Source organism: Pseudoalteromonas luteoviolacea H33-S (genome assembly GCF_001625695.1).
GTDB lineage: Bacteria > Pseudomonadota > Gammaproteobacteria > Enterobacterales > Alteromonadaceae > Pseudoalteromonas > Pseudoalteromonas luteoviolacea_B.
This window is the reverse complement of sequence record NZ_AUXY01000043.1, coordinates 1-1891: the sequence shown is the minus strand read 5'-3', so window position 1 is coordinate 1891 and position 1891 is coordinate 1. Positions and strand designations below refer to the sequence as shown.

Genomic DNA, 1891 nt, shown 5'->3' with positions numbered 1-1891 from the left:
GGATGTCTTTAGCCATGCGCTGACGACAGCACAGGAGCAAGAGCAATTACTTGACCGCTGGAGTAATACCACAGTAGAAGTCCCATTGGAGTGCTGTCTCCATGAACTCTTTGCAGAGCAGGCCAGCCACTATCCAGAGAAAACAGCCCTGATCTGTGACGGTTCAAGTCTCACTTATGGTGAGTTAAACCGCCGCGCTAATCAGCTTGCCCACTATCTGAAAGCACAAGGGGTGAAAGCACAGACATTAGTCGGGCTGTGTGTTGAACGCTCGGTGGATATGGTGGTCGGTATTTTGGGGATCCTCAAGGCTGGGGCGGCCTATGTGCCGCTTGACCCGGCATATCCGCAGGCCCGGCTGGCCTATATGCTCAACGATAGCGGCGTCAACTTGGTTCTAAGCCAGTCGTGGCTGACCCTACCTCAAGAGTCGGCTGTAGAGGTCCTTTATCTGGATAAAGGGGATATCTTTGTCGGGCAGGCACAAGAGAACCCGGAGGTTGTTGGTGATTTAGGTCCTGATAGTGCCGTCTATATGATTTATACCTCAGGTTCAACTGGACGGCCTAAAGGGGTTATTATTGAACAAAGGAATTTACTGAACTTCCGTCAGGTTTTTGAACATCAACTTGAACAGCTGGGTGCGCAAAATAGCAACTGGTTGTGGCACGGCAGCTTTGCTTTTGATGCCTCGATTAAAGGGATTCTAATCCTGTGCTCAGGTAATACTCTAGTGGTGGCAAGTGAGCGTGAAGCTTTAAGCCCATCACAACTACTTGCCTTGACGGCGCAACATGATATTCAAGTATTGAACCTGACCCCGGCACTGGTTCCGGTGATGCTGGATTGCTTGGAGCAGGGAGATAGGGGCCATTTGCACCTCATGATAGGTGGAGAAGCGTTAGGTAAAGCGTTATGGGACAGGGTAGCGGCCTACGGGACTCGTTATGACCGCCAAGCACTGAATCTTTACGGTCCGACAGAAACCACCATCAATGCCTCTTATGCTGTAATTGACGGGGAAGTGATGCCTCATATTGGCAAGCCTGTGGCCAATACCCAGTTTTATGTGATGGACAATCGCCAGCAGTTGGTGCCTGCGGGGGTTGTAGGTGAGCTTTACATCGGCGGTGCGGGTTTGGCTCGCGGCTACTTGAATAGAGATGAGCTGACGGCGGAGAAATTTGTGGCCAATTCTTATTTTGACCCCAAGGACAGCAGCAGCTGCCAGCGTTTATACCGCAGTGGCGATTTAGTGCGCTGGCGTGCGAACGGGGAGTTGGAATTTATTGGCCGCGTAGACCATCAGGTGAAGGTGCGCGGTTTACGTATCGAGCTGGGTGAAATCGAACAGCGCCTGGTGGAAGATGCTGGAGTCAGGGAAGCCGTGGTGCTTGCCCGCGAAGCAGGAAATAATGATAACCGCTTGGTGGCCTACCTGGTCCCACGTGAGGGCCTAACGGATGAAGCGGTCTTTACCGAGGCGGTACGTGAACAGCTACGTAAGACCCTGCCTGACTATATGGTGCCAGCGGCTTTTGTTGTTCTGGAGGCTTTACCGCTAAACACCAACGGTAAGCTCGACCGCAATGCGTTGCCGGAGCCGGACCTTGATAGACTCACTGTTGAGTATAGTGCGCCGCAGACTGAAACAGAAAAAGCCTTGGCGCTTATCTGGCAGCAACTGCTGGGCATAGCAAGAGTCGGTCTGGGGGATAATTTCTTTGATTTGGGGGGCCACTCCCTGCTGGCCATTAAACTGGCTGCCCGCTGTGGCGAAGCCTTTAAGGTGACCTTGCCGTTGCGGGAGATTTTCAATCAGCCAGAACTGGCAGCGCTGGCGGCTTTTATCGACGACTGTGACCGAGGACTGCAAGCGCCGTCTATCCAG

Annotated in this window: 1 protein-coding gene; it reads left to right on the top strand. The window is 52.8% G+C overall.

What is annotated here, in order from left to right:
• Window positions 1–1891: non-ribosomal peptide synthetase (locus tag N477_RS03150; protein WP_155731778.1), on the top strand; the 1891-nt coding region annotated here is incomplete at both ends.